The following is a 25,814-nucleotide window of genomic DNA, read 5'->3' as shown; positions in this document are numbered from 1 at the left end:
ATCACATCGACTCGATGAGGCGTTCCACGCGCTCGTCGACGTTCCGGAACGGGTCCTTGCACAGGACCGTGCGCTGCGCCTGGTCGTTGAGCTTGAGGTGCACCCAGTCGACCGTGTAGTCCCGGCGCGCCTCCTGCGCGGCACGAACGAAGTCGCCGCGCAGCTTGGCGCGCGTCGTCTGCGGCGGGACCGCCGTCGACTCGAACACCTCGAGGTCCGTCGTGACGCGCTCGACCATGCCGCGCGCCGCGAGGAGGTTGTACAGCCCCTCGGTGCGCGAGATGTCGTGGTAGGCGAGGTCCAGGCGCGCGATCCGCGGGTCGTCGAGCTCGAGCCCGTGCTTGGCCTGGTACCGCTGGATCAGCCGGTACTTGATGACCCAGTCGAGCTCGCGCTCGACCAGCGAGAGGTCGCCCGTCTCGAGCGCGCGCAGCCCCCGCTCCCACAGGTCGAGGACCTGCTTGACGACCGGCGTCGGCGAGACGTCCTGCTCGACGAACTCCTTGACGCGCTGGAGGTACTCGCCCTGGAGGTCGATCGCGGTGACCGTCCGGCCGCTCGCGAGCTGGACGGGCTGCTTGCCCGTCATGTCGTGGCTGATCTCGCGGATCGACCGGATCGGGTTCTCGAGCGCCAGGTCGCGCATCGGCACGCCCGCCTCGACCATGCGCAGGATGAGGTCGGTCGAGCCGACCTTGAGCATCGTCGTCGTCTCCGCCATCGACGAGTCGCCGACGATCACGTGCAGCCGCCGGTAGCTCTCGGCGTCGGCGTGCGGCTCGTCGCGCGTGTTGATGATCGGGCGGGACCGCGTCGTCGCGCTGGAGACGGCCTCCCAGATGTGGTCGGCGCGCTGCGACAGGCAGTACACCGCGCCACGCGGCGTCGCGAGGACCTTCCCGGCGCCCGTGAGCACCTGGCGGGTGATGAGGAACGGCACGAGCACGTCGGACAGCCGCGCGAAGTCGCCCTGGCGCCGCACGAGGTAGTTCTCGTGGCACCCGTACGAGTTGCCCGCAGAGTCCGTGTTGTTCTTGAAGAGGTGGATCCGTCCGGGCAGTCCCTCGTGCTCGAGACGCTGCTGCGCGTCCGCGACGAGACCCTCGAGGATCCGCTCGCCGCCGCGGTCGTACGCGACGAGCTGGTGCACGTCGTCGCACTCGGCCGTCGCGTACTCGGGGTGCGAGCCGACGTCGAGGTACAGGCGCGACCCGTTGCGCAGGAACACGTTGGACGAGCGCCCCCAGGCCACGACCTTGCGGAACAGGTACCGCGCGACCTCGTCGGCCGACAGCCCCCGGCCGTCGTCGGACGCGCACGTCACGCCGTACTCGGTCTCCAGCCCGAAGATCCTGCGGTCCATCGCGGTCCTACCCCTCGTCCGTCGCCGGGCCGGCGCCCGTCGCGCCCCCCGCGTCGTCGGTCTCGGCGTCGGGGGCCGCCGCCGGTCCGGCACCGTCTGCGAGAAGGTCCTCGAGCGCGCTCCCGGAGATCCGGCGGAACGCGCGCCGCGGGCGCGTGCGGTCCAGGACGGCGACCTCGAGCTGCGCGGCCGGGATGGTCCGCGCCTCCTCCCCGTCGCCCCCCGCACCGAGCGCGCGCACGGCGAGCCGCAGCACCTCGGCCAGGCCGAGGCCGGGCTGCCACGCGTCCTGGAGCACGCGGCCGAGCTGGTCGGCCTGCCCGCCCATGACGACGACGCCCTGCTCGTCGGCGACGGAGCCGTCGTAGGAGATCCGATAGAGCTGGTCCTGCGCCGAGGTGCGTCCGACCTCCGCGACGACGAGCTCGACCTCGAGCGGCTTGGACTCCGTGGTGAACACCGTCCCGAGCGTCTGGGCGTACGCGTTCGCGAGCCCGCGCGCGTTGACGTCGGTGCGGTCGTAGGAGTACCCGCGCAGGTCCGCGTAGCGCACGCCCGCGACCCGCAGGTTCTCGAACTCGTTGTACTTGCCCACCGCGGCGAACGCGATGCGGTCGTAGATCTCGGAGATCTTGTGCAGCGCGCGCGAGGGGTTCTCCGTGGCGAACGCGATCCCGTCCTCGTACGCGAGGACGACGACGGAGCGGCCGCGCGCGATGCCCTTGCGCGCGAAGTCCGCCCGGTCCTTCATGAGCTGCTCGGGCGAGACGTAGAAGGGCATGTTCACTCGGCGTCACCTCCCGACGCGGGTCCCTGCGACAGGTCGTGCGGCGGGTCGTGCGGCACCGCCTCGGCGTTCGTCGCGGCAGGGCGACGACGCGCCACGCCCGTCCCGGACCGCTCGGCCACGATCTGCTCGACGACGGCGGCGAGCTCGTCGTCGGGGACGCGCTCGTACCCGGCCTGCGTCACGACCGCGACGACGGGCCAGATGCGGCGCACCGGGTCGGGGCCGCCCGTGGCCGAGTCGTCGTCCGCCGCGTCGTACAGGGCCTCGACCGCGACGCGCACCGATGCGTCCCGGTCGAGCTCGGTGCGCCACAGCTTCTTCAGCGAGCTCCGCGCGAACACCGACCCGGACCCCACCGAGTGGTAGGCGCGTTCCTCGTACCGACCGCCGGTCACGTCGTAGGAGAAGATGCGCCCGCCGCCGCGGTCGAGGTCGAACCCGGCGAACAGCGGGACCACCGCGAGCCCCTGCATCGCGAGGCCGAGGTTCTGCCGGATCATCGTCGACAGGCGGTTGGCCTTGCCGTCCAGCGAGAGCAGGGAGCCCTCGATCTTCTCGTAGTGCTCGAGCTCGAGCTGGAACAGGCGCACGAGCTCGACCGCGATGCCCGCCGTCCCGGCGATCCCGACGGCCGAGTACTCGTCCGCGGGGAACACCTTCTCGATCTCGCGGTTCGCGATCATCGAGCCCATCGTCGCGCGCCGGTCGCCGGCCATGACCACGCCGCCCGCGACGCCCTCGGCGCCGAACGTGAGGGCGACGATCGTCGTCGCGTGCGGCGCGTCCGGGGCGGCGCCCGCGGACGCGTGGCCGGCGGCGCGACGCGACGGCAGCAGGTCGGGGGCGTGCCCGGCCAGGAACTCCAGGAAGGACGACGACCCGGGGGTCGTGAACGCGTCGGGCAGGCGCCCGGACTGGTCCGTGCTCATCGGGTTGCCGTCACCCTTCCTACTCGCCGCCCTTCTGCACGAAGCCCCGGACGAAGGACTCCGCGTTCGTCTCCAGCACCTCGTCGATCTCCTCGAGGAGCGCGTCGACCTCGGCGTCGCGCGCCTGCGCCTGCGGCGCGACCGGGACCTCGGGGCCCTCGGGCTCGTCGTCGGGACGCCGGTCCTCGTGCGACGCGTGGGTGCGTTCGGTACCCGCCATGGCTGCCTCCTCGTCCGTCGGCCCGGTGCCGCGCCAACGCTCTGTCCGTTCCAACCCGGTCGGGGCTCGCGCCCTTCCCGGCCCTGCTCGCACACGGCGCCCGTTCCGCGAAGGGCGGGGCGCCGTCGTACGTCCAGCCTAGTCGCCGCGACTCACGACGGGCCCGCCAGACCCGCCAGGAGCGCGGCTGCGTCCGGGCTCGCGTCGAGCAGCGCACCGATGTGCGCCCGCGTCCCCCGGAGCGGATCCATCATCGGGACCCGCTGGAGCGAGGGCGCGCCCGGCACGTCGAAGATCACCGAGTCCCAGCTCGCGGCCGAGACCTGGTCGCCGTAGCGCGCCATGACCTCGCCGCGGAAGAACGCGCGCGTGTCCTCCGGTGCGTGGTGCACGGCGGCGCCGACCTCCCGCTCGGTGACGACGCGGTCGACCGCGCCCGACGCGAGGAGCCGGTGGTAGATGCCGCGCTCCGGGCGCACGTCGGACCACTGCAGGTCCATCGCCGCGAGCCGGGGGTGCCCCCAGTCGAGGCCGTCGCGCTCGCGCAGCCGGTCGAGGAGGCGCAGCTTGGCGACCCACTCGACGTCGCGCGCGCACGCGGCACGGTCCGTCCCGAGGCGCTCGAGCACGGAGTCCCACCGCGCGAGGACGTCGCGCGTCGGGGCGTCGACGCCGTCTGCTCCCGCCAGCCGCTCCGACGCCTCCGCGGCCACCGCGAGGTACTCGCGCTGGACCTCCAGCGCGGTCAGCTCGCGCCCGTCGGCGAGCGTGAGCCGACGTGTGAGGTCCAGGTCGCGGCTGACCCGCTGGACGTCCGCGACCGGGTCCGCCAGCCGCAGGGCGGCCAGCCGCGCCCGCACCTGAGGCCCCAGCTCCTCGAGGTGCTCGACGACGAACAGCACGAGCGACGTCGTGCCCGTCTTGAGGTACGTCGCGGGCTCGAGCATGTTCGCGTCGCCGATGATGAGGTGCAGCCGGCGCCAGCGCTGCCGGTCGGCGTGGGGCTCGTCGCGCGTGTTGACGATCGGGCGGCGCAGCGTGGTCTCCAGCCCGACCTCGGCCTCGACGTAGTCCGCGCGCTGCGAGATCTGGAAGCCGTGCTCCTCACCGGTCGGGCCGAGGCCCACACGGCCCGAGCCGGCGAACACCTGCCGGGTCACGAGGAACGGCGTGAGCATCTCCACGAGCACCCCGAACGGGACCTCCCGGTCCACCAGGAAGTTCTCGTGCGTGCCGTAGCTCGCGCCCTTGCCGTCGACGTTGTTCTTGTAGAGCACGACGGACCCGCCCGGCACCTGGTCCAGCTCGCGCGAGGCCGCGAGCATCACGCGCTCCCCCGCCACGTCCCAGCACACGACGTCGTGGGGCACCGTGACCTCGGGCGACGAGTACTCCGGGTGCGCGTGGTCGACGTAGAGCCGGGCGCCGTTCGTCAGGATGACGTTCGCCGCGCTCGGGTCGTCGTACTCCTCCGTCGTGGGCCGCGCGACCTCCTGGAACGAGGCCTCGGTCCGGCCCGCCGGACCCGGCTCCGCGACCGGCCCCGACGGCGCGGGCCGGGACGGGTCGTCGGTGAGCAGCGACGGGTGGGCCGACGCGCGCGGGACGTGGAAGCCTCGCGCGTCCTGGAGCGGGTCCTCGTCGTCGTAGTCCCAGCGCGCCCGGCCGCGAGCGCCGTCGCTGCGCGCGGCGAGCGCCCGGTAGGTCGTGACGACCTGGCTCGACATCAGCATCGGGTTCGCCATCGGCTTCCCCGGCTGGAGGACGCCGTACTCGGTCTCGATCCCCATGACCCGTCGAACGCTCACGCGCTCACCCTATGTCGGCCTCCCGACCTCGCGCGGTCGTGTCCACCGACACGTCCGTCCCGGACGGCGGCACCCCGTCGGAACGGCGGCCCGCACGGGCGGGTCGCCGTCCGGCGGGGTGCCGGGCCGGGGACCGGGCGGGCCCTACAGGTACTGGCCCGTGTTGGTGACGGTGTCGATGGTGCGCGGGGAGCCGCCCTCGCCCTTCTTCTGGACGATCGTGCGGATGAAGACGATGCGCTCGCCCTTCTTGCCGCTGATGCGGGCCCAGTCGTCGGGGTTGGTGGTGTTGGGCAGGTCCTCGTTCTCCTTGAACTCGTCGACGCAGGCCGCGAGCAGGTGGTCGACGCGGATGCCGCGCTGTCCGGTCGCGAGGAAGTCCTTGATCGCGGACTTCTTGGCGCGGTCGACGACGTTCTGGATCATCGCGCCGGAGTTGAAGTCCTTGAAGTACAGGACCTCCTTGTCGCCGCTCGCGTAGGTGACCTCGAGGAACTGGTTCTCCTCGTCCTCGGAGTACATGCGCTCCACGACCGAGCGGATCATCGCGTCGAGCGCCTCGCGATGGTTGCCGCCGTGCTCGGCGAGGTCGGCCGCGTGGATGGGGAGGTCCTCGGTGAGGTACTTGGCGAAGATCTCCTTGGCGCCCTCGGCGTCGGGCCGCTCGATCTTGATCTTCACGTCGAGGCGGCCGGGCCGCAGGATCGCCGGGTCGATCATGTCCTCGCGGTTCGACGCGCCGATGACGATGACGTTGTCGAGCCGCTCCACGCCGTCGATCTCGGCGAGGAGCTGGGGCACGATCGTCGTCTCGACGTCGGACGACAGGCCGGTGCCGCGGGTGCGGAACAGCGACTCCATCTCGTCGAAGAACACGACGACCGGGGTGCCCTGCGACGCCTTCTCCCGCGCGCGGGCGAAGATCAGGCGGATGTGCCGCTCGGTCTCGCCCACGTACTTGTTGAGCAGCTCCGGGCCCTTGACGTTGAGGAAGTAGCTGCGCGCGGCGCCGGAGCCCGCCTCGACCTGCTCGCCGCGCGCCCGTGCGACGGTGTGCGCGAGCGAGTTCGCGACGGCCTTGGCGATGAGCGTCTTGCCGCACCCGGGCGGCCCGTACAGCAGGACGCCCTTGGGCGGGTGGAGCCCGTGCTCGCGGAAGAGGTCCGGGTGCGTGAACGGCAGCTCGACCGCGTCGCGGATCTGCTCGATCTGCGGGCCGAGGCCGCCGATGTCCTCGTAGGCGATGTCCGGGACCTCCTCGAGCACGAGCTCCTCGACCTCGGACTTGGGGATCACCTCGAACACGAAACCGCTGCGCGTGTCGATCGTCAGCGAGTCCCCGACGCGCAGCGTCGAGTGCGCGACCGAGCCCGCGAGGCGCACGACGCGCTCCTCGTCGGCGCGGCCCACGACGAGCACGCGGTCCGCGTCGAGGATCTCCTTGGCGGTGACGATCTCGCCGGTGCGCTCGTAGCCACCGGCCGCGACGACGGTCATCGCCTCGTTGAGCTTGACCTCCTGGCCGGGGCGCAGGCGCTGCACGTCGAGGCTCGGGCTCGCGCCGACGTGCATCTTGCGCCCGGCGGCGGACACGTCGACCGACCCGTCCGGGTGCGCCGCGAGAAACACCGCGTAGGTGCCCGGAGGCTTGGCGAGGTCGTCGATCTGCCGCTTGAGGTCGAGGATCTGGTCCCGCGCGGCACGCAGCGCCTCGGCGAGCCTCTCGTTCTTCGCGGACAGCAGCGCGAGCTCTCGCGCGCTGCTCTGCGGGGCCTCGTCGCTACGGCCGAATGTCTCGCTCATCGGGTGTTCCCCTCTCGCCGGCGGCTCGCCCGACCGCGTGCTGGACGGCGGACGGCGGACCCGTGAGGGCACCCGTGCCGACCACCGTCCGGCGGTCGGGTGTAGACCTTAGGCACAATTCTCGCCCGAGCACACGGACGACACCCAGCGTGAGACGACCGGGTCCCGATCGTTACCGGACCGTCATGCCTCCGACACGTCGGACGGGTGCGCGTCCTGCGAGGAGCCGGTCGCCGCCGCCTGCTCCCGGCCCTGGCCGACGTCGCGCCGCACGCGGCGGATCTTCTTCTCCGAGACCGGGCGCTCACCGAGCTCCTCGGGCGACCACTGCTCGGCGTCGGTCGGGTACGCGCCCTTGGCCGGGCGGCGCTTGCGCTCCGGCGGCGCGACGCCGTCGGCCAGGCGGCGCGCGGTGAGCAGGAAGCCCGTGTGCCCGATCATGCGGTGCTGCGGTCGCACCGCGAGGCCCTCGAGGTGCCAGCCCCGGACCATGGACTCCCACGCGACCGGCTCGGCGTAGCGGCCGTCGGCGCGCAGGTCCTCCGCGAGGCGCGAGAGCTGGGTGGTCGTGGCGACGTAGCACACGAGCACGCCGCCGGGGACGAGCGCGCGCGCGACGACGTCGAGGTTCTCCCACGGCGCGAGCATGTCGAGCACGACGCGGTCCACGCTGCCGTCCTCGGCGACGGTCGGCAGCACGTCGGCGAGATCGCCCACGGACAACGTCCAGGCGGGGTGCGGGCCGCCGAAGAACGTCTCCACGTTGCCGCGCGCGATGGCCGCGAAGTCCTCGCGGCGCTCGATCGAGTGCAGCTCGCCCGCGTCGCCGACGGCGCGCAGGAGCGACATGGTCAGCGCGCCCGAGCCGACGCCCGCCTCGATGACGCGCGCGCCGGGGAAGACGTCCGCCATCGCGACGATCTGGCCTGCGTCCTTGGGGTAGACGACCGCGGCGCCGCGCGGCATGGACAGCACGTAGTCCGCGAGCAAGGGGCGCAGCGCGAGGTACTCGATGTCGGCGGTGTTGCGGACCACGCTGCCCTCGGGCTGCCCGATGAGGTCGTCGTGGCGCAGGTAGCCCTTGTGCGTGTGGAACGTCGCGCCCGGCGCGAGCGTGATGGTGTGCAGGCGCCCCCGCGGGTCCGTGAGCTGCACCTTGTCGCCCACGCGCAGGGGGCCGCGGCGCTCGTCCGCGCCGGTCGCCACCGGGCGGTCCGTGGTGGTGCCCGCGGGCACCGGAGCGCCGTCCGGTCCGGAGGGCGTCGTCTGGGGGCCGGGCGTGGCGGCGGGCTCGGAGGTCACGGGCGACCATCCTACGGGCCGGTCGGCCGCGCCCCGCGGCGGGTCGCCGGACAGCCCGTCCCGACCGCGCGGCCGCCCCCTGGTCAGCGACCGCGTTGCGCGTCCCGCAGCGCGGTCACGACCTGCGCGACCTCGAGCGCCCCGACGACCCGGCCGCCGTCGGTCACGGCGACGACGGCGGCGTCCCGGCCGACGCGCGCGAGCACGGCGAGCATGTCCTGGCCCCGGAGGTGCGCGTCGATGGTCGCGCCCGCGGGCAGCGGGACCGCGACGGCGCCCACGGGCGTCGTCTCCGCGGTGTCGGGCGGCACGGCCGCGGCCGCGGCGGGGTCCGCGTACCCGACGGGTCGTCCGGACCCGTCGACGAGGACGGCCAGGACGTGCGGGCCGCCCGCGAGCGCCACCGCGCGCCCCACGGCCCCGACGGTCGCCGTGGACGGCACCGCGACGGCTGGCCGTGCGAGGCCGCGGACGGAGAGCCCGGAGACCGCCTCGCGTGAACGCCCCACCGTGATCGCCTGCCCGGCGCCGCTCCAGAGGAACGCACCGATGAGCGCCGCCCACGCGACCGTCCACAGGTCCGGCTGCCGCCCGAGGGTGAGCGGCCACACGAGGGCCCACGCGACGACTCCCACGGCGACGACGCGTCCGACCCAGCCGGCCGCGACCGTGCCCTTGGTGCGCGAGCCCGTCGCGGCCCACACGGCGGACTCGAGGATCTGGCCGCCGTCGAGCGGGAGCCCGGGCAGGAGGTTGAAGAACCCGACGAACGCGTTGGCGAACGCCCCCGCGTAGAGCAGCAGCGCGGGCACGGTGAAGGTGGGCTGGGCCAGGAACGCCAGCCAGAACACGACCGCGAGCGCCAGGTTGGTCAGCGGCCCGACCACCGAGATGAGGAACCCGTCGAGCGGGCGCGACGACGTCCCCGAGTACGCCGTGTGCCCGCCCCACAGCGTCACGGCGAGCTCGGTGACGTGCTGGCCCCGGGCGCGCGCGACGAGCGCGTGCGCGACCTCGTGCAGGAACACGGACGCGAAGAGCAGCAGGACGAACGCGAACGAGACGAGGTACACCTCGGTGCCCAGGTGCGGAGCGAGGTTGTCCACGGTCGGCTTGAAGAGGACCGTGAGGATCACCGCGGCGAGGAACCACGACGGCGTGATGATCACCGGGGCGCCGGCTACCCGGCCGATGACCCATCCCTTCGTGCGCGGGCCTGCCGGTGCGGGCGTGCGGGGGGTTCTGGGCTCGGGTCCGTCCACCCGGAGAGCCTAAGCGCTCCGCGCGCCCGCCCGGACGTCGGGCGCTAGGCCGCGTCGTCGGCCATGAGGTCGACGACCTCGCCGGAGACCAGGCGCGCGAGCAGCTCGAGGTCGACGAGCTCGAGCGACGGCGTCCGGCTCAGGCCGGGCGCGGGGAGCACCGGGACGACGGCCTCGACGCCCAGCGTCGCGGCCCCTGCGGCGCGTGCCGAGGCGATGCCAGCGGGCGAGTCCTCGATCGCGACGCAGCGCGTGACGTCGACGCCCAGGCGTTCCGCCGCGAGCAGGTAGGGCTCCGGGTCGGGCTTGCCGCGCTCGACCTCGTCCCCGCACACGAGCACCTGGAACGCGCCGTCCGGGGCGAGCTCGGCGACCGGCGCGGCGAGCTCGCGGTACGACATCGTGACGAGCGCGCACGGCACGCCCGCCTCGCGCAGCTCCGTGAGGAGCCCGCGCGCGCCGGGCTGCCACGGGACCTCGGCACGCACCTGCTCGATGACCCGGCCGATGAGGAACGCGACGATCTCGTCGATGGGCAGGACGACTCCCCCGCGGTCCCGGAGGATCTTCGCGGACTCGCGCAACGGGTTGCCGACGAGCGACATGGCGTCCTCGTGCGTCCACGTGCCCCCGTGGGCGTCGACGAGCTCGCGCTCCGCCGCCATCCAGTACGGCTCGGTGTCGACGAGCGTCCCGTCCATGTCCCACAGGACTGCCTGCGGGAGGGCGGGATCGGTGGCGGGGCGCGGGGACGTCACGGCATGGCTCCAAGGACGAGGGGTGGGGTCCGGGCGGGGCACGACGCGGTGCACCCGGTCCCTCCACCCTACGTGGGGCTACGCCACGCGCGAACCCGCTCCGCCGTCGTCGGGCCCGGCCGCATAGGCTGGGGCGATGACCGAGAACGCGACCGAGGGCACCCGGCAGACCGTGATGATCGCGGCGTTCGAGGGCTGGAACGACGCGGGGAGCGCCGCCACCGCCGCCCTCCAGCACCTGCACGAGGTGTGGGGCGCGCAGGACGTGGACGAGCTCGACCCGGAGGAGTACCACGACTTCCAGGTCAACCGCCCCGTGGTCACGACGGACGACGACGGCCGCCGGGAGATCACGTGGCCGACGACCACGATCGCGTCCGCGGTCCTGTCCCCCACCGGCCGCCGCGTCGTGCTCGTGCACGGCATCGAGCCGTCGATGCGCTGGCGCCGCTACTGCCGCGAGCTGCTCGACATCGCGGAGGAGCACGACGTGCGCACGGTCGTCACCCTCGGCGCGCTGCTCGCGGACGTGCCGCACACGCGGCCCATCCCCATGACGGCGACGTCGGAGAGCGTCGGGCTGCAGGCGGTGCTCGACGTCGAGCCGAGCACGTACGAGGGCCCGACGGGCATCGTGGGCGTGCTCCAGCACGCGGCAGCCGAGCGGGGCCTGCAGTCGGTGTCGCTGTGGGCGGCCGTGCCGCACTACGTCGCGCACCCGCCGTCGCCCAAGGCGACGCTCGCGATCCTCGCGCGCATCGAGGAGCTGCTCTCGGAGCCGATCCCGCTCGGCGACCTGCCCGAGGACGCCGAGGCGTGGCAGCACGGCGTCGACGAGCTCGCCGCGGAGGACGCCGAGATCGCCGAGTACGTCCAGCAGCTCGAGGAGGCGAAGGACACCGCGGAGCTTCCGGAGGCGAGCGGCGAGGCGATCGCGCGCGAGTTCGAGCGCTATCTGCGCCGCCGCGACCGCGGCAACCCGGGCAAGGGCGGCCCGACGGTCTGACGCACCCGCGCGGCCGCGTGGGTGCGGCGGCGCGTCAGAGGCGCACGCCGAGCAGGGCGTTCACCGCGCGGGCGACCACGCCCGGCGCGCCCTCGACGTCCGCCGACGTGTCGCGCCCGGGACGCAACGATTCCGCGGCCCACGCGTCGACGGCCGCGAGCGCCGCGGGGGCGTCGAGGTCGTCGGCGAGCGCGGCGCGCACGGCAGCGAGCGTCGCGGTGGCGTCGGGACCTCCGTTGCCCGAGACGGCGTCGCGCCACGTCTCCAGGCGGCGCACGCCGGCGGGCAGGTCGTCGTCGGTCCACTCCCACTCGCCGCGGTAGTGGTGCGCGAGCAGCGCGACGCGGATCGCCATGGGGTCGACGCCCGTGGCCCGCAGGTTCGAGACGAGCACGAGGTTGCCGCGCGACTTGCTCATCTTCTCGCCCTCGTACGCGACGAGGCCGGCGTGCACGTGGGCGCGGGGGGCGCCGCCCCCCGAGAGCATGCGGTCGTGCGAGGAGGACATCTCGTGGTGCGGGAAGAGCAGGTCCGCTCCCCCGCCCTGCACGTCGAAGGGCAGGCCGAGCCCGTCGCGCGAGATCACGGCGCACTCGACATGCCACCCGGGCCGCCCGGTGCCGAGCGCACCGCCGTCCCACGCGGGCTCGCCCGGGCGCTCGCGGCGCCACAGGAGCGGGTCGAGCGCGTCCTTCTTGCCCTCGCGCTCGGGGTCACCGCCCCGCTCGGCGAACAGGTGCTGCATGACGTCGCGCGCGAGGCGCGAGACCGAGCCGAACGCGGGGTCGGCCGAGAGGTCGGCGTAGACGTCGCCGAGTCCCGGGTCGGTGCCGCCCGCTCCCGGCTCGACCGGCACGCGGTAGGCGAGGCCGGCGTCGAGGAGCTGGGTCACCGCCTCCACGACGGCCGGGATCGTCTCGACCGCGCCCTCGTAGACGTCGGGCGGGACCACGCCGAGCGCCGTCATGTCCTCGGCGAAGAGCGCCGTCTGGTCGACGGCGAGCGCACGCCAGTCGACGCCGGTCGCGGCGGCGCGCTCGAGGAGCGGGTCGTCGACGTCGGTGACGTTCGACGCGTACCGCACGCGCTGGCCGGCGTCCGTCCAGGCGCGCACGAGCAGGTCGAACGCGACGTAGGTGGCCGCGTGGCCGATGTGGGTCGCGTCGTACGGCGTGATGCCGCAGACGTAGAGGGTGGCGTCGCCCCCCGGGGCCGCGACGACGAGCTCGCCGGTCGACGAGTCGTGCACCCGGACCGGGAGGCCTCGTCCGGGGAGCTCGGGGATCTGCGGGGCGGGCCAGCTGTGCACGCGTCAACCTTATCCGTCGGCAACGTCGGCGACGGACCGTCGTCCGGCACGCGGGCGACGCACGCAGGGGCACGGAAGGCTGACGGACGGCGACGCCACGCGCCCGGGCAGGTCGGTGCGGGGCGCGGGACAATGCGGACGTGACGAACTCCACGGACCCGCTCGTCGGCACCCCGCCCCCCGACGCCTCCGGCACGCGTCGGACGACCCGCGTGCTCGGGGCGTGGACGGTCGACCCGGGCGCGGGCGGCGTCCACCCGGCCGACCCGGCCACCCTCCCGGACCTGCGCCGCGGCGAGACCTCACGGCAGGACGACGCGCCCCACGGCGACGCGTCCCGCGGTGGTGACCGGCTCGACGGCCGCGGTCCGGCCACGTGGGCCCGGCTGCCGGACCTCGAGGCGGTGCTCGACGCCGCCTGCGAGGTCGCCACGAGCCCCGGGACCACGCGTCACGAGCTGTCCCGCCGGACGCACCGCCCGCTCGCGCACGTGCGCCGGGTCGCCGCGGACTGGCTCCTGCTCGTCACGCCGACGGCCTGGTACACCGAGTCCGACCGCCAGGTGCACACGGGCCAGTTCGCCGCGCTCCTCGGTCCCGGCGTCGTCCTCACCGCCGAGGAGGGCGACGCGGACGTCCACGCGGCCATGCTCGACAAGCTCGGGGCACCGGGCGACCCGCGCGGTGCACCGGTCCGGCGCATCGTCTCGGCCGCCGTGCTGGCCATCGTGGGCGGCGCGTCGGAGGTCGAGCTCGGCCTGGGCGACGCGGTCGCGGACACCGAACGGGTCGTGTTCGACCAGGGGCGCGAGGACCCGGTCGAGCGCATCTACGACCTCAAGCGCGAGATCACCGAGGCACGACGCGCCCTCATGCCCGTGACCGCCGAGCTGCCCGAGCTCCTGGACCCCGACGTGCCGGACCACCTCGGGGTGAACCGGCGCATGCTCGAGCGCGTGGTGTCGACGGTCGAGCGGATCGACCGCCACCTCGACGCGCACGACGACCTGCTCTCCGACATGCTGCAGGTCCACATGTCGCAGGTGTCGGTGCGCCAGAACGAGGACATGCGCAAGATCTCGGCCTGGGCCGCGATCCTCGTCTACCCGACGATCGTCGCGGGCGTCTACGGCATGAACTTCCAGGACATGCCCGAGCTGCACTGGGCGTTCGGCTACCCGTTCGCGCTCGCACTCATGGCGGGCGGCTGCCTGGTGCTCTACCGGGTGTTCAAGCGGGTGGGGTGGCTCTGACCGGGCGCGCGACGCACTACGGGGTCGACGCGGCCGTCCCACCGGGCTCGAGGACGCCGGTGAGCAGGAGCAGCACGACGAGCGCCGCGAGCGCCAGGCGGTAGACCACGAACGGCGTGTAGCTGAACGTCGAGACGATCTTGAGGAACGCGATGATGACGAAGTACCCGACGACGAACGCGACGAGCGTGGCGATGAGCGTGGCCCCCGCGCCCGGCGCACCGGGCGCGGGCTCGTCCGAGGCCTTGAAGAGCTGGTAGAAGCCCGAGCCCATGACCGCCGGGATCGCGAGGAGGAACGAGTAGCGCGCCGCCGCCTCCCGCGTGAAGCCCATGAGCAGCCCGGCCGTGATCGTCCCGCCGGACCGTGAGACGCCGGGCACGAGCGCGAGCGCCTGCGCGAAGCCGAACGCGACGGCCTGGCCCGGCGAGAGCTCGCGCAGCGACCGGCGCTTGGCGCCGACCCGGTCGGCCCAGCCGAGCAGGAGCGCGAAGACGGCGAGCATGAGGGCCGTGAGGTAGAGGTTGCGGAACGTGTTCTCGATCGCGTCCTGGAACAGCAGGCCGAGCACGACGATCGGGACCGACCCCAGGGCGATGTACCAGGCCATCGCGGCGTCGTGGTCGTGCTGCCCGAGGCGCGACCGCCAGTCGGTGCCGTGGTCGCCGCGCACGGAGCGCCACCACGCCACGCAGATCCGGACGATGTCGCGCCGGAAGTACAGCAGGACCGCCGTCTCGGTCCCGATCTGGGTGATCGCCGTGAAGGCGGCCCCCGGGTCCTGCGAGCCGATGAGCTCGCCCACGATGCGCAGGTGCGCGCTCGAGGAGATCGGGAGGAACTCGGTCAGGCCCTGGACCAGGCCGAGGAGGACGGCTTCCCACGCGTTCACGAGCGGCCACGATACCCGCTCCCACAGGCCCCTCCGGCATGCCGTCGCTCGGGGCGGAGCGCCCGGATGAACGCCGCACGACGGGTGGGTGAACACCGTCCCGCCGACCGGGCCGGCGGGCCTCGTGCCCGGGTGAACCTCGCTCCTCCCGGACGTCCGCCGCGCGCCCCGACGATCGCGCGCCGGGCTCCGCCGGTACCCTCGGCTCCCATGGAACACCGCCACCTCGGCAGCACCGGTCTGCGCGTCTCCGAGCTCGGTCTCGGCACCATGACGTGGGCCCGGGACACGGACGAGCTCGACGCCGCCGAGCAGCTGCGCGACTTCGTCGACGCGGGCGGGACCCTCGTCGACACCGCCGCCTCGTACGCCGACGGGGACGCCGAGTCGCTCCTGGGCTCGCTGCTCGGGACGAAGGTCGACCGGCGCGACGTGCTCCTGTGCACCAAGGCCGGCGTGCGCCACACCGCGCGCGGTCCGGTCCTCGACGCGTCGCGCGGTGCGCTCCTCGACTCGCTGGACGACTCGCTGTCGCGACTCGGCACCGACCACGTCGACCTGTTCCTCGTGCACGCGCCCGACCCGAGCACCCCGTTCACCGAGACGCTGTCCGCGCTGCGCCACGCCGTGACGTCCGGGCGCGCACGCTACGTCGGCCTGTCCAACCATCCCGCGTGGGCGACGGCGCGCGCGGCGACCCTGCTCGGCGGCGCCGACGACGTGGGTCTCGCCGCGGTCGAGCTCGAGTACTCGCTGCTCCAGCGCGGCGTGGAGCGGGAGGTCGTGCCGGCGGCCGAGTCGCTCGGCCTCGGCCTGCTCGCGTGGTCGCCGCTCGGCCGGGGCGTCCTCACGGGCAAGTACCGCCGCTCGCTCCCCGCGGACTCGCGCGGCGCGTCCCCGCACCTCGCGGCGTTCGTCGAGCCGTACCTGGACCAGTCCTCGTCCGGCATCGTCGAGGCCGTCGTCACCGCGGCCGACGGGCTCGGGCGCGCCCCGCTCGACGTCGCGCTGTCGTGGCTCCTCGGCCGCCCCACCGTGGCGAGCGCGATCGTCGGTGCGCGCACTCCCGCCCAGCTCCGCACGTCGCTCGCCGCGACCGACCTCGAGCTCCCCGACGCGGTCCGTGCGGCGCTCGACGACGTGAGCGACCTGGAGGTCGGCTACCCCGAGCGGTGGTGACGGCGCCGCGCGTCAGCGCGCGCCGTCGGTCTCCAGCTCGCCGGAGAGGACGTCGTCGTCGAGCGTGTCGTCGAGGTCGTCGATCTCGTCCTCGTCGTCGTCCTCGTCGTCCTCGTCGTCGTCCTCCTCCGCGAGGTAGAACGGCGTCGCCTCCCCGTGGACCTGGCCGAGCGCCTCGTCGTAGACCTCGAAGGCGTCCGCGAGCACGTAGTAGGCGTCGTCGACGGCCGGGTCGTCCTCGCCGCGACGTGCGGCGACGGCGTTGTAGTGGGCCTCGAGCGCGGCGATGAACCGGTCGAGCGCGGCACGCGGGTCAGCGGTCATACCCTGACGGTAGCGCCGAGAGGGGCACAATGGCACTCGTTAGCCGGGCAGGTTCTCCCGCCCGGCCGAGACCGAGACAGGCGAGAGAGGACGGTGGCACGTGGAGGAGAGGCCGACGTCACGTCGGCGGTCCGGATGGGCCGCGCACGGCGGGCAGTACGAGTACCGCGTCCTGACGATCGACCGCTCCACGAGCCGGTCGGACGCGCGCAAGCTCCTCACCGACGAGGCGGAGTACGGGCGCTGGGAGCTGGCCCGCACCCGGCTGTACGTCGGCGGCGAGCGCCGCGTCTGGCTGCGGCGCAAGATCATCCGGGTCAGCTCGACGCTGTGATCGACCCTCTGATCCCGGGACCATGAGGAGTCCTGGGGGCGCGCCACCGGGCGTCTTCACCAAGTCCCGCGCCGACGCGCCGCCGGGGTTCTTCGCCTGCGAGGCCGCCGGGCTCGCCTGGCTCCGCGTCGCGGGCGGGCCCCGCGTCGCGCGGGTCCTCGCCGTGAGCCCGACGCGCCTCGATCTCGAGCGCGTCCTGCCCGCCGCGCCGACGCCCGAGGCGGCGCACGCGTTCGGGCGGGCGCTCGCCGTCGTGCACGACGCGGGCGCCCCCTCGTGGGGCGCGTCGCCGCCGGGGTGGTCCGGCGAGGCGTTCTTCGGTCCGCTCGGCGACCCGCTGCCGATGCCGACGGGCTCCTGGCCCGACTGGCCGACCTTCTACGCCGAGGCGCGGCTGCTCCCGGTCGCGCGGCAGGGCCGGGACCGTGGCGCCCTCGATGCCGAGGACGCGCGCCTCCTCGAACGGCTGGGCGAGCGCCTCGCCGACCTCGCCCGGCCCGCGCTCGACGACTCCCCCGCGCGCGTGCACGGCGACCTGTGGTCGGGCAACGTCCTCTGGACCCGGCGCGAGCCCGGGCCGGACGACGCGCGGGACGCCGTCGAGGCGGTCCTCGTCGACCCCGCCGCGCACGGCGGGCACCGCGAGGCCGACCTGGCGATGCTCGCCCTGTTCGGCGCGCCCCACCTCGACGAGATCGTCGCCGGGTACGACCACGCCCACCCGCTCGCGCGCGGGTGGCGCCACCGGGTCGCGCTGCACCAGGTGTACCCGGTCGCCGTGCACGCGGTGCTGTTCGGCGGGGGTTACCGCGCGCAGCTCCGCTCGTCGGTCCGGGCGCTGCTCGGCGACGCGTGAGCGGTCGACCCGGGAGGCGTCAGCAGGTGCGCAGCAGGCGGTCCAGCACGCGCACGCCGAACCGCAGCGAGTCGACCGGGACGCGCTCGTCGACCCCGTGGAACATGCCGGAGAAGTCGAGGTCGCCGGGCAGGCGCAGCGGCGCGAAGCCGTAGCCCGTGATGCCGAGGCGCGCGAGCGACTTGTTGTCCGTGCCGCCGGACAGCGTGTACGGCAGCACGGTCGCCTCGGGGTCCTCGGCGAGCAGCGAGTCGACCATCGCGTCGACCAGGTCGCCCTCGAACGGCACCTCGAGCGCGATGTCCCGGTGGATCTCCTCGACCCGCACGTGCTCCCCCGCGAGCGCGCGCAGCGTCGCGAATCCGTCCTCCTCGTGCCCGGGCAGCAGGCGCGCGTCGATCGCCGCCTCCGCCCGGCCGGGGATGACGTTCGCCTTGTACCCGGCGGAGAGCTGCGTCGGGTTCGACGTGTGGCGCACGGTCGCCCCGACGAACCGCGACGCCGGGCCGAGCGCCGCGACGAGCGCCGCGACCGACGACGGGTCCTCCGGGTCGTACCGGAGCCCGGTGAGGTCCGCGACGCCCCGGAGCAGCTTGTCGACCGTCGGCGTGAGCGTGTTCGGCCAGTGGTGGGCCCCGATGCGCGCGACCGCCTCCGCGAGCCGTGTCACCGCGTTGTCGTCGTTCACCTGCGACCCGTGGCCCGCGCGGCCCTCCGCGACGAGGCGCAGCCAGGCGATGCCCTTCTCCGCCGTCTGGAGCAGGTAGGCCCGCCGCCCACCGACCTCGACCGAGAACCCGCCGACCTCGCTGATCGCCTCGGTCGCGCCCTCGAACAGCTCCGGCCGATGGTCGACGGCGTAGCGCGCCCCGTGCACGCCGCCCGCCTCCTCGTCCGCGAAGAACGCGACGACGACGTCGCGCGCGGGCTTGCGCCCCTCGCGCACCATCTGGCGCACGACCGCCAGGATCATCGCGTCCATGTCCTTCATGTCCACCGCGCCGCGGCCCCACAGCAGGCCGTCGATCTCCTCCCCCGCGAACGGGTCGACCGACCAGTCCGCCGCCTGCGCCGGCACCACGTCGAGGTGCCCGTGGAGCACCAGCGCCGGCCGCGTCGGGTCCGCGCCCTCGAGGCGCACGACGACGCTCGCCCGGCCGGGCTCCGACTCGAACAGCTCCGGCTCGAGCCCCACCTCGTGCAGCAGCCCCATGACGTACTCCGCCGCGCGCCGTTCCCCGGGCCCGGTCCCGTCGCCGAAGTTCGACGTGTCGATCCGCAGCAGCTCCCGGCAGATCCGCACCACCTCGTCCTCCGCGCGCGGCACGGTGCCGGAGGGGACGTCGACGGTCGCCGGGGTGCGGGCGCTGGCCAGGGAGTCCGGGTGCGGAGCGGTCATGGCCACACGCTACCCGCCGCCGTCGACCCGCCCGACCCACCCGGCCGGCCGCCCACATCCCGGACGCACCCGTCGTCCGCCGAGCATGCGGTTGGGCCTCGTCCAGCGCGCGGATCGGGCCGCAGCCGCATGCTCGGCCAACGCGGGTCAGTGGTTGCCGTGCGGGACGGGGTCGGGGCGGCGGGGGCCCGTGCCGTCAGCGGGGAGCAGGTCGGCGTGGTGGTCGGGGTGGGTACCGCCGTCGGGCCCGTCGATACGGGACGGCGCCTGCTCGCCCGGGGCGACGACGACGAGCTGGCCCATCATGCCGCGGTCCTCGTGCGTGAGGAGGTGGCAGTGGAACATGTACGGGGTGGTCGGGTCGGTGGCGCCCTCGGCGGCGTCGAAGCGGACGAGCAGGCGCGTCACGTGGCCGGGCTGGACGTAGACGGTGTCCTGCCACCCGGCGAGGTCCGGACCCGGCGGCCGGCCGGCGACGTCGAGGACGCGGAACTGGACGTCGTGCACGTGGAAGTTGTGCGGGGTGTCGTCGAGCCCGGTCACCTCCCACACCTCGGTCTCGCCGACGGTGACCACCTCGTCGATCCGGGCCATGTCCATGGAACGCCCGTCGATCGCGGCCCCGGCGAGCTGGAAGCGGCGGGTGCGCACGGCGTCGTCCTCGTCGAGCGTGTCCGCCGGATCGGCACCCAGCGTGCCCGGGACGGCGGGGCTCGGCGCGAGCGTCGCGGCCGCACGGAGCTCGAGGAGGTCGAGGGTGTCGTCACCGCCCGAGAACCGCTCGAACAGCGGGTTGACGCCCAGCTCGGGCGGGAAGCTGCGCAGGACGGCGCGTTGCCCCGGGTCCATGGTCACGACGACCTCGGCGCGGTCGCCGGGCGAGAGGCGCACGCGCTCGACGGTCTGCGGAGCGGGGAGCAGCCCGCCGTCGGTCCCGACGAGCTGGACCGTGCCACCGTCGGCGAGGCCGACGTCGTAGACGCGCGAGTCGGAGCCGTTGAGCAGGCGCAGGCGCACCCGCTCGGTCGTGACGTCGAGGTAGGGCCCGGGGGTGCCGTTGACGAGCACGGTGTCGCCGAGCGGGCCGACGGGCGACAGGAAGGAGACGGAGTCGTCGAGCCGCCCGTCGGCCTGGAAGCTCTTGTCCTGGAGGATGACGGGGACGTCGTCGACGCCGTACTCGTGCGGCAGGTCGCCGGCCGGGCGGCCGGCGGCGCCCGGGTCGTCGAGCAGGAACATCCCGGCGAGCCCGCGGTAGACCTGGCTCGCGGTCTGCCCGTGCAGGTGCGGGTGGTACCAGAGCGTCGCGGCGGGCTGGTCGATCGTCCACGTGGGCGACCACGTCTCGCCCGGCTCGACCATCTGGTGGGGGCCGCCGTCCATCGCCGGCGGCAGGTGCATGCCGTGCCAGTGGAGGGTCGTGGTCTCGTCGAGCCCGTTCGTCACCTCCACGCGCACGCGCTCGCCGCGCGCGGCCCGCAGGGTCGGGCCCAGGTGGTCGCCGTTCAGCCCGATCGTCGGCGTGGGGGCGGACGCGCCGAGGTCCGCGACGCCCTCGCGGGCCTCGAGCTCGAAGACGCGCACGCCGTCCTCGACGCGCGACTCGGCGAGCGGCGGGACGGCGAGCGGCCGCGTGAACTCGACGGCGCCGGCCGTGCTCGTCGCGGCACTCGCCCACGCGACGCCCACGACCGCGACGACCGTCCCGACGAGCAGGAGCACGAGGAGCCCGAGCACGAGGAGCACGCGGGCGAACGGGCCGCGACGCCGTCGGGGGCGGCCCGGCGGTCCGGCAGGTGCTCCGGGTGCGGGCGGGACGGCCGGCGGCGGGGTGGTGTACGTGGTGGTCATCGGGCTTCTCCATGGGGGGACGACGGCGGTCGGCGGGTGCAGGTCGACGGCGGCCGGGTGGTGCGGGGCGACGCTGTCGACGCCGGGGACCGGGCGGGACCGGGCGCGTCCGGTCGGAAGCGTATGCCTGCCCGGAACCGACCCGGAGCGCGCGGGCGCGCCGCTCGGGGTCGTGTTGGGGGGTCGGGGCCACGGGTCGGGAGGGGCGGGGCGCCGAGGCGCCGTCCGCGGCGTGGTCAGCGACGCCGGGCGGCGAGGAGACCGAGCGCCACGACCCCGGCGATCGCCCCCCAGGCCGCGTTGGTGAGCAGCATCGGGACGATCGCGACGGGGTGCGCGACGGGCCCCTGGAGCTCGCCCGTGAGGATCGGCGACAGCACCGCGCTGAGCACCAGCGCGAGGACGCCGTAGGCCAGCCCGACGGCGACGCCGGTCGCGAGCGGGTGCGCCGGGCGGGAGACGACGATCGCGACGACCCACACGACCGTGAGCACGAGGGTCGTGAGCAGGGGCGCGGCGGGCCTGCCGATCGCGTCGTCGAGTCCCGTGACGCTCAGGAGCGGGCGGACGAGCGCGAGCGCGCCGAGACCGAGCACGAGCGGCCAGCTCAGCGAACGGACGGTCTCGCCGAGCGTGGGTCGCGGCGGGCCGGGCGGGACCGGGCGGTGGGGTGCGGGTCCGGGAGTCGGGTTCATGCCGTCGACGCTAGGGAGCGGCGGTGCGGCGCCGCGTCCGCCCGGGTGCGCGACGCGATGCGTCGTCCCGCGCCCCACGCGTACGCGTCTCGACGTAGTCCACCCTGACGAGGACCCGCCCCGCGGCGGACGTCGCGCCCGGGAGGCCCTTCCTAGACTCGGTGGACGTGAAGCCCCCCGAGACCTCGCCGGAGCGGCCCGACCCGCGGCCCGTGCGGCCGTCGCCCCGCACGGCCCCGCCGCCGTGGCTGATCGACGCCCTGCTGGGGTTCGCCGTGTTCGACGTCGTCGCGTTCGCGATCGCCGCCGACGTCGGCGGCACGCGCGCCGACCCGTGGGTCGCGTACCCGATCGCCCTCGTGCTGGGGCTGCTCGTCCTCGGCCGGCGCCGGTTCCCGGTCGGGGTCCTCGTCGCGACCGCGCTCGTCATCTGCGCGTACTACACGCTCGACCTGCCCGCGATAGGCCTCGCCCTCCCCGTCTCGGTCGCCCTGTACTCGGCGGCGGCCGCGGGCCGGCTCGGGTGGGCGGTCGGGGTCGCGGCGGCGCTCGTCGTCGCCTCGACGTACTTCCGGCTCGCCGAGGGCGACGACGTCCGCTACGTCGTCGGCTACGAGCTGGCGACGACGGTCGCGCTCATGGCCGCGGCGATCGCCCTCGGGCACGGGTCGTTCGCCCGTCGCCAGCGCGACGAGCAACGGCGTCATGCCGACGCGCTGCGTGAGCAGACGCTCGAGCTCGAGGCCGCCGACCGTCTCGCGCACGACCGCGAGGCGGTCGCGCGCGACCTGCACGACGTCGTCGGGCACCACCTCGCCGTCGTCTCCCTGCACGCGAACGTCGCCCGCGAGGCGCTCGACGACGTGGACGCCTCCGGTGCGGCAGGGTCCGACGCGCTCGCGACCGCGCGGGCCGAGGTCGACCTCGTGCGGACGGCCACCACGTCGGCCCTCGCGGACCTGCGCGCCACGGTGCGCGCGCTGCGCGGGGCGACCGCACCCCCGGGGCTCGCGGACCAGGCCCGGCTCGACCGGCTCGACGACCTGGCGCGCACGGCCCGGGCGGCCGGGCTCGAGGTCACCCTGGACGTCGACCTGCCGTCGGGGACGGCCGACGGCACCGCCGCGGCCGCGGCGGCGTACCGGGTCGTGCAGGAGGGGCTGACCAACGTGCTGCGGCACGCCGGGGCGCGCGCCGCCGTCGTCCGCGTGGCGCTGGAACCCTCGGCCGGGACGCCGGGCGGCGTGCTCGCCGTCGAGGTGCGCGACGACGGCCACGGGGCGCCGGGCGCCGGTCGGGACTCCACGAGCCGCGACGGGTTCGGGCTGCGCGGCCTGCGCGAGCGCGTCGCGGTCCTGGGCGGCACGGTCGAGACCGAGACGCCCGACGGCGGCGGGTTCCGGCTGCGGGCACGCGTGCCCGTCGCGCCGGGCGCCGCGGTGCGCGGGACCGCTTCCGCGCCGGGTGCTCAGCCGTCCGGCGGGGGTGCCGCGTGATCCGCGTCGTGCTGGTCGACGACCAGCCCCTCGTCCGGACGGGCATCCGCGCGCTGCTCGAGCGCGCGGACGACGTCGAGGTCGTCGGCGAGGCCGCCGACGGTCGCGAGGGCGTGGCGCTCGTGCGCCGCGCGCGGCCCGACGTCGTCCTCATGGACCTGCAGATGCCCGTGCTGGACGGGGTCGCGGCCACGCGCCAGATCGTCGACGACGCGGCCTCGGGCTCGGCGCCGCGAGTCGGAGCACCGGCAGCGGAGGACCGCGCGCCGGGCCCGTACGTCGTCGTCCTCACGACGTTCGACGACGACGCGAACCTCTTCGCGGCGCTGCGGGCCGGGGCGTCGGGCTTCCTGCTCAAGGACGCGAGCCCGGACGAGCTGCGCGCCGCGGTGCGCACGGCCGCCGCGGGCGACGCCCTGCTCTCCCCCGCGGTGACGGCGCGGGTCGTCGCCCAGGCCGTGGACGCGGGGCGGCGCGACGACGCGCTCGCCGCCGCCGTCGTCGACCGGCTCACGGACCGCGAGCGGGAGGTGCTCGCGCACGTCGGCCGCGGGATGACCAACGACGAGATCGGCGCGGCGCTGTTCATGAGCCCGGCGACGGCCCGCACGCACGTGGGCCGCATCCTGGCCAAGCTGGGCGTGCGGGACCGGGCCGGCCTCGTCGTCGTCGCCTACGAGGCCGGCCTGGTCCGTCCGGGCACCCCGCCCACGTAGCGGCGAGGTCCGCGAGGTAGAGGCATGGTCACGACCACGCCTCTACCTCGCGCTACCAGGGCTCTACCTCGCGACGGGAGCGGCCTTCGGGTCAGGCGTCCAGGCCGCGGCGCGCGAGCAGCGGCGCGATGTCGGCGTCGCGGCCGCGCAGCTCGCGGAAGGACTGCAGCGGGTCCTGCGAGCCGCCGCGCGCGAGCAGCACGCGGCGGAAGCGCTCGCCGTTCTCGCGCGACAGGCCGCCGTTCTCGCGGTACCACTCGACGGTGTCGGCGTCGAGCACCTCCGACCAGATGTAGGAGTAGTACCCGGCCGCGTACCCACCGCCGAACACGTGGTTGTAGTACGTGGTGCGGTAGCGCGGCGGGACCGGGGCGAACGCGACGCCCGCCGCGTCGAGCGCAGCCTCCTCGAAGGGCACGACGTCCGCCGCGGAGGACGGCACGCCGTCGGGCCCGACCTGGTGCCAGGCCTGGTCGAGCAGCGCCGCGGCGAGGTACTCGGTCGTCCCGAAGCCCTCGTTGAACTGGCGCGACGCGAGCATCGTGTCCACCCACTCGGCCGGCATGGGCTCGCCCGTGACGTGGTGCACCGCGTACGAGCGCAGGATCGACGGCTCCCACGCCCACATCTCGTTGACCTGCGACGGGTACTCGACGAAGTCGCGCGGCACCTCGGTGCCGGACTGCGACGGATAGCGCACGTCGGAGAACAGGCCGTGCAGCGCGTGCCCGAACTCGTGGAACAGCGTGATGACCTCGTCCCACACGAGCAGCGTGGGTTGGCCCGCCGGCGGCTTGACGATGTTGAGGTTGTTCACGACGACCGGCCTCTGACCGAGCAGGTGGTTCTGGTCGACGAGGTTGTTCATCCAGGCGCCGCCGCGCTTGGACTCGCGCGTGTACCAGTCGGCGAGGAACAGGCCGAGGCCCTGGCCCGGCTCCCCCGGCGTCTCGCTGTCGAAGACCTCGAAGACGCGCACGTCCGGGTGGTACCCGACGAGGTCGTGGCGCTCGGCGAAGGAGATGCCGAAGAGGCGGTTCGCGGCCCGGAACACGCCGTCGTGCACGACGCGCTCGAGCTCGAGGTACGGGCGCAGCAGCGCGTCGTCGAGCGCGTAACGGTCCTTGCGCACGCGCTCGGCGTAGAACGACCAGTCCGACGCGCGCAGCGTCGCGCCCGGCTCGTCGCCCTGCAGCGCGGCCTCGAGGTCGGCCGCCTCACGCTGCGCGTTCGCGACGGCGGCGGGAGCCAGCCGCGAGAGCATCGCGTCGACGGCCTCCGTCGTCTTCGCGGTCGCGTCCTCCGCGACGTACGCGGCGTGGTGCTCGTAGCCGAGCAGGCGCGCGCGCTCGGCGCGCAGGCGCACGGTCTCCAGCACGATCTCGCGCGTGTCGTGGTCGTCGCCGGTCGCCCCGCGCGACTCCGACGCCTGCTGCACACGCTCGCGCACGTCGCGGCGCGCGAGCGAGGCGAGGACGCCCTGCTGGGTGGGGAGCTGCATCTCCAGCAGCCACGCCCCCTCGTGCCCGCGCGACGCCGCGGCGGCCGCTGCCCCCGCGACGGCGTCCTCGGCGAGCCCCTCCAGCTCGGCGCGGTCGGTGACCAGCACGCTCGCCGCGTTCGCCCCGGCGAGGAGCTTGCGGCCGAACGCGGCCTCGAGCGTGGTCAGGCGCCCGTTCAGCTCGCGCAGGCGAGCCTGCTGCTCGGCGTCGAGCTCGACGCCGGAGCGGCGGAACCGGACCAGCAGCGTGTGCAGCAGCCAGGCGGCGTCGGGCTCGAGGGTCTGCTCCCCGGCGTCGACGGCGTCCTGGAGCGCGCGGACGCGCGCGTAGAGGCGCGCGTCCATGTAGATCGCGTCGTGGTGCGCCGCGAGCTCGGGCGCGAACTCCTCCTCGATCTGCTCCAGCCCGGGCGTCGCGTCGGCCGAGAGCTGGTTGGAGAACGCGTTGAGCACGCGCGCGAGGTCGCGGCCCGACCGCTCGAGCGCCGCGAGCACGGTGGCCTCGGTCGGGGGCGCGTCGTCGGTCGCGATCGTCTCGATCGCGGCGCGCTGGGCCGCCGTCGCGGCGCGCAGCGCGGGCAGGTAGTGCTCCTCGCGGATCGCGTCGTAGTCGGGGAGCTCGTACGGGAGCGCCGACGGGGCGGCGAACGGGTTGGCCGGGTCGAGGGCGACCGGGACGGGAGGCGTGGCCGGCGCAGAGGTGGGCGCGGGCGCGTCGGCGCGCGTGGGCTCGGAGGTCATGGTGCCCATCTTGACCCCGCGAGCGGG

Annotated in this window: 23 protein-coding genes; 7 read left to right on the top strand and 16 right to left on the bottom strand. The window is 74.7% G+C overall.

Annotated elements, in window-relative coordinates; all coding sequences use genetic code 11:
* Nucleotide 1 precedes the first annotated feature (1 nt).
* The 9 genes from pafA to JN535_RS05955 form a co-directional block, all read right to left on the bottom strand.
* Nucleotides 2-1,363, bottom strand: a complete 1,362-nt coding sequence (pafA, locus tag JN535_RS05995; RefSeq protein WP_205203725.1) for a Pup--protein ligase — start codon at nucleotides 1,361-1,363, stop codon at nucleotides 2-4.
* A 7-nt stretch (nucleotides 1,364-1,370) separates the two neighbouring features.
* Nucleotides 1,371-2,150 carry a proteasome subunit alpha gene (gene prcA, locus JN535_RS05990; RefSeq protein WP_205203717.1) on the bottom strand — a complete coding sequence of 260 codons (780 nt, stop codon included), beginning with the start codon at nucleotides 2,148-2,150 and terminating at the stop codon, nucleotides 1,371-1,373.
* A complete protein-coding gene (gene prcB / locus JN535_RS05985; protein ID WP_205203709.1) occupies nucleotides 2,147-3,082 on the bottom strand; it encodes a proteasome subunit beta in 936 nt (311 codons plus the stop codon). Before prcB ends, prcA begins: the two co-directional genes overlap by 4 nt.
* A gap of 19 nt (nucleotides 3,083-3,101) precedes the next feature.
* Nucleotides 3,102-3,302 carry a ubiquitin-like protein Pup gene (locus tag JN535_RS05980; protein ID WP_205203701.1) on the bottom strand — a complete coding sequence of 67 codons (201 nt, stop codon included), beginning with the start codon at nucleotides 3,300-3,302 and terminating at the stop codon, nucleotides 3,102-3,104.
* Nucleotides 3,303-3,454: 152 nt separating this feature from the next.
* A complete protein-coding gene (gene dop / locus JN535_RS05975; protein ID WP_205204616.1) occupies nucleotides 3,455-5,092 on the bottom strand; it encodes a depupylase/deamidase Dop in 1,638 nt (545 codons plus the stop codon).
* A gap of 162 nt (nucleotides 5,093-5,254) precedes the next feature.
* A complete protein-coding gene (arc, locus tag JN535_RS05970; RefSeq protein WP_205203692.1) occupies nucleotides 5,255-6,913 on the bottom strand; it encodes a proteasome ATPase in 1,659 nt (552 codons plus the stop codon).
* A 183-nt stretch (nucleotides 6,914-7,096) separates the two neighbouring features.
* A complete protein-coding gene (locus tag JN535_RS05965) occupies nucleotides 7,097-8,215 on the bottom strand; it encodes a tRNA (adenine-N1)-methyltransferase (RefSeq protein ID WP_374100480.1) in 1,119 nt (372 codons plus the stop codon).
* An 83-nt stretch (nucleotides 8,216-8,298) separates the two neighbouring features.
* A complete protein-coding gene (locus JN535_RS21490; protein WP_205203684.1) occupies nucleotides 8,299-9,477 on the bottom strand; it encodes a site-2 protease family protein in 1,179 nt (392 codons plus the stop codon).
* A gap of 44 nt (nucleotides 9,478-9,521) precedes the next feature.
* On the bottom strand, nucleotides 9,522-10,235 hold the full coding sequence (locus tag JN535_RS05955) for an HAD family hydrolase (RefSeq protein ID WP_205203682.1): 714 nt from the start codon (nucleotides 10,233-10,235) through the stop codon (nucleotides 9,522-9,524).
* 136 nt (nucleotides 10,236-10,371) lie between these two features.
* On the opposite strand from JN535_RS05955, the gene JN535_RS05950 reads away from it, so the two are divergent.
* On the top strand, nucleotides 10,372-11,241 hold the full coding sequence (locus JN535_RS05950) for a PAC2 family protein (protein ID WP_205203680.1): 870 nt from the start codon (nucleotides 10,372-10,374) through the stop codon (nucleotides 11,239-11,241).
* A 34-nt stretch (nucleotides 11,242-11,275) separates the two neighbouring features.
* On the opposite strand, the gene mshC is transcribed toward JN535_RS05950, so the two are convergent.
* Nucleotides 11,276-12,550 (bottom strand): cysteine--1-D-myo-inosityl 2-amino-2-deoxy-alpha-D-glucopyranoside ligase, encoded by a 1,275-nt coding sequence (gene mshC, locus JN535_RS05945; protein ID WP_205203678.1) that lies wholly within the window; start codon nucleotides 12,548-12,550, stop codon nucleotides 11,276-11,278.
* Nucleotides 12,551-12,690: 140 nt separating this feature from the next.
* Between mshC and JN535_RS05940 the strand changes: the two genes are divergently transcribed.
* Nucleotides 12,691-13,803 (top strand): magnesium and cobalt transport protein CorA, encoded by a 1,113-nt coding sequence (locus JN535_RS05940; RefSeq protein WP_205203676.1) that lies wholly within the window; start codon nucleotides 12,691-12,693, stop codon nucleotides 13,801-13,803.
* A 16-nt stretch (nucleotides 13,804-13,819) separates the two neighbouring features.
* Here the strand turns inward: JN535_RS05940 and JN535_RS05935 are convergent, their stop codons facing one another.
* The gene (locus JN535_RS05935; protein WP_205203674.1) at nucleotides 13,820-14,695 is read right to left on the bottom strand and encodes an undecaprenyl-diphosphate phosphatase; all 876 of its coding nucleotides are present in this window, start codon (nucleotides 14,693-14,695) and stop codon (nucleotides 13,820-13,822) included.
* Nucleotides 14,696-14,905: 210 nt separating this feature from the next.
* Between JN535_RS05935 and JN535_RS05930 the strand changes: the two genes are divergently transcribed.
* Nucleotides 14,906-15,874, top strand: coding sequence for an aldo/keto reductase (locus JN535_RS05930; protein ID WP_205203672.1), 969 nt, complete (start codon nucleotides 14,906-14,908; stop codon nucleotides 15,872-15,874).
* Nucleotides 15,875-15,886: 12 nt separating this feature from the next.
* Here JN535_RS05930 and JN535_RS05925 read toward each other — a convergent pair whose 3' ends face one another.
* Entirely contained in the window at nucleotides 15,887-16,198 is a 312-nt protein-coding gene (locus JN535_RS05925) for a primosomal protein (protein WP_205203663.1), read from the bottom strand.
* Nucleotides 16,199-16,298: 100 nt separating this feature from the next.
* Between JN535_RS05925 and JN535_RS05920 the strand changes: the two genes are divergently transcribed.
* Together JN535_RS05920 and JN535_RS05915 are read left to right on the top strand one after the other, a co-directional pair.
* Nucleotides 16,299-16,532: a DUF5703 family protein gene (locus JN535_RS05920; RefSeq protein WP_205203661.1), complete on the top strand. Its 234-nt coding sequence runs from the start codon at nucleotides 16,299-16,301 to the stop codon at nucleotides 16,530-16,532.
* Between the two features lie 22 nt (nucleotides 16,533-16,554).
* Nucleotides 16,555-17,388: a fructosamine kinase family protein gene (locus JN535_RS05915; RefSeq protein ID WP_205203659.1), complete on the top strand. Its 834-nt coding sequence runs from the start codon at nucleotides 16,555-16,557 to the stop codon at nucleotides 17,386-17,388.
* 19 nt (nucleotides 17,389-17,407) lie between these two features.
* On the opposite strand, the gene JN535_RS05910 is transcribed toward JN535_RS05915, so the two are convergent.
* From JN535_RS05910 to JN535_RS05900, 3 genes are all read right to left on the bottom strand, one after another.
* Nucleotides 17,408-18,787 (bottom strand): M20/M25/M40 family metallo-hydrolase, encoded by a 1,380-nt coding sequence (locus JN535_RS05910; RefSeq protein WP_205203657.1) that lies wholly within the window; start codon nucleotides 18,785-18,787, stop codon nucleotides 17,408-17,410.
* A gap of 147 nt (nucleotides 18,788-18,934) precedes the next feature.
* Nucleotides 18,935-20,638 (bottom strand): multicopper oxidase family protein, encoded by a 1,704-nt coding sequence (locus JN535_RS05905; RefSeq protein WP_205203654.1) that lies wholly within the window; start codon nucleotides 20,636-20,638, stop codon nucleotides 18,935-18,937.
* Between the two features lie 236 nt (nucleotides 20,639-20,874).
* Nucleotides 20,875-21,333, bottom strand: a complete 459-nt coding sequence (locus tag JN535_RS05900) for a hypothetical protein (RefSeq protein WP_205203644.1) — start codon at nucleotides 21,331-21,333, stop codon at nucleotides 20,875-20,877.
* Between the two features lie 167 nt (nucleotides 21,334-21,500).
* Here JN535_RS05900 and JN535_RS21485 point away from each other — a divergent pair, with 167 nt between their 5' ends.
* Nucleotides 21,501-22,829 (top strand): sensor histidine kinase, encoded by a 1,329-nt coding sequence (locus JN535_RS21485; RefSeq protein WP_205203642.1) that lies wholly within the window; start codon nucleotides 21,501-21,503, stop codon nucleotides 22,827-22,829.
* Entirely contained in the window at nucleotides 22,826-23,545 is a 720-nt protein-coding gene (locus JN535_RS05890; protein ID WP_205203640.1) for a response regulator, read from the top strand. The genes JN535_RS21485 and JN535_RS05890 overlap by 4 nt, the downstream gene beginning before the upstream one ends.
* 91 nt (nucleotides 23,546-23,636) lie before the next feature.
* On the opposite strand, the gene JN535_RS05885 is transcribed toward JN535_RS05890, so the two are convergent.
* The gene (locus tag JN535_RS05885) at nucleotides 23,637-25,787 is read right to left on the bottom strand and encodes a M3 family metallopeptidase (RefSeq protein ID WP_205203630.1); all 2,151 of its coding nucleotides are present in this window, start codon (nucleotides 25,785-25,787) and stop codon (nucleotides 23,637-23,639) included.
* Nucleotides 25,788-25,814: the final 27 nt, after the last annotated feature.

The organism is Cellulosimicrobium cellulans, assembly GCF_016921195.1.
GTDB classification, from domain to species: domain Bacteria; phylum Actinomycetota; class Actinomycetes; order Actinomycetales; family Cellulomonadaceae; genus Cellulosimicrobium; species Cellulosimicrobium cellulans_F.
The sequence above is the reverse complement of the archived record's forward strand: the minus strand, read 5'-3'. Positions and strand labels throughout refer to the sequence as shown.

Bases quoted from the DNA above. Each gene is read 5' to 3' on its own strand.
- JN535_RS05885 (WP_205203630.1), bottom strand. From the start codon at position 25,787: ATGACCTCCGAGCCCACGCGCGCCGACGCGCCCGCGCCCACCTCTGCG.
- JN535_RS05925 (WP_205203663.1), bottom strand. From the start codon at position 16,198: ATGACCGCTGACCCGCGTGCCGCGCTCGACCGGTTCATCGCCGCGCTC.
- prcB (WP_205203709.1), bottom strand. From the start codon at position 3,082: ATGAGCACGGACCAGTCCGGGCGCCTGCCCGACGCGTTCACGACCCCC.
- JN535_RS05930 (WP_205203672.1), top strand. From the start codon at position 14,906: ATGGAACACCGCCACCTCGGCAGCACCGGTCTGCGCGTCTCCGAGCTC.
- pafA (WP_205203725.1), bottom strand. From the start codon at position 1,363: ATGGACCGCAGGATCTTCGGGCTGGAGACCGAGTACGGCGTGACGTGC.
- JN535_RS05905 (WP_205203654.1), bottom strand. From the start codon at position 20,638: ATGACCACCACGTACACCACCCCGCCGCCGGCCGTCCCGCCCGCACCC.
- JN535_RS05915 (WP_205203659.1), top strand. From the start codon at position 16,555: ATGAGGAGTCCTGGGGGCGCGCCACCGGGCGTCTTCACCAAGTCCCGC.
- JN535_RS05980 (WP_205203701.1), bottom strand. From the start codon at position 3,302: ATGGCGGGTACCGAACGCACCCACGCGTCGCACGAGGACCGGCGTCCC.
- dop (WP_205204616.1), bottom strand. From the start codon at position 5,092: ATGGGGATCGAGACCGAGTACGGCGTCCTCCAGCCGGGGAAGCCGATG.
- JN535_RS05950 (WP_205203680.1), top strand. From the start codon at position 10,372: ATGACCGAGAACGCGACCGAGGGCACCCGGCAGACCGTGATGATCGCG.
- arc (WP_205203692.1), bottom strand. From the start codon at position 6,913: ATGAGCGAGACATTCGGCCGTAGCGACGAGGCCCCGCAGAGCAGCGCG.
- JN535_RS05910 (WP_205203657.1), bottom strand. From the start codon at position 18,787: ATGACCGCTCCGCACCCGGACTCCCTGGCCAGCGCCCGCACCCCGGCG.
- JN535_RS05900 (WP_205203644.1), bottom strand. From the start codon at position 21,333: ATGAACCCGACTCCCGGACCCGCACCCCACCGCCCGGTCCCGCCCGGC.